1 protein-coding gene is annotated in these 829 nt (G+C 33.5%); it reads left to right on the forward strand.

Features of this window, described 5'->3' with window-relative positions; translation table 11 throughout:
• Nucleotides 1–33: 33 nt before the first annotated feature.
• Nucleotides 34–276: a CPCC family cysteine-rich protein gene (locus J582_RS25445; RefSeq protein ID WP_031983609.1), complete on the forward strand. Its 243-nt coding sequence runs from the start codon at nucleotides 34–36 to the stop codon at nucleotides 274–276.
• The last annotated feature ends 553 nt before the right edge of the window (nucleotides 277–829 follow it).

The following is an 829-nucleotide window of genomic DNA, read 5'->3' on the forward strand; positions in this document are numbered from 1 at the left end:
ATTTATTGATATAGATAAAGATAGGAGAAAATAGTGTCTTACGCATGTCCATGCTGTGGTTATCTTACATTTGATGAATTACCCTATGGTTCGTTCGATATCTGTGCAGTCTGTTTTTGGGAAGATGACAATGTTCAGAATAAAGATCCTGATTATATGGGAGGAGCAAATGGTATTAGTTTAAATATGGCTAAGCAAAATTTTCAATTATTTGGAGCAATGAAAAAAGAATTTATACCATATACCCGTAAACCGCTTGAAGAAGAAATCCCCTGATAAATAAATATACTCATATAAATGGGATGGAGTAAACTTACATAGTTTACATCTCCTGTAATGAGCTTTTATTAATTTATTATTTATAAAATTAATATCTATATAGTTAATTGAATTTTTGATTATTTTATAAAATTTGAATCAATTTACTTGAAATCCTTAAAGAAGAAATAATAGACGTTTTATCTTATTTCAGTGTTTTATAAACCCCAATTTAACAATAAATTTTAATTATTTATCCTTACTTTTTAATGCTCTAATTTAAAGCAAATGTCATTTTGTATGCTTGACTGTAATAGGGTTGAGCACTATCCTTTGCCTGCTGGCCACATTGCCAGCCGGCTTTGACAGGCTGAATAATAACTCCCGCATCAGAGCTTTTCCTTCTGAGGAATAGTTTTGTGTGTGGTGGACCACTCGTTCCCTCCCGTAGCGGTAGGACGGGAGAGGGACACCTTCGGGTGTGCTAGTTTGAGTTATTACTAGTCTGTCAACCTTCTTCCGTTCTGCCACCATAATTCTATAAATGTCTGGCAGAACTCCCAATAAAAAG

This window comes from Acinetobacter sp. 1566109, assembly GCF_000582255.1.
In the GTDB taxonomy this organism is placed as follows: domain Bacteria; phylum Pseudomonadota; class Gammaproteobacteria; order Pseudomonadales; family Moraxellaceae; genus Acinetobacter; species Acinetobacter nosocomialis.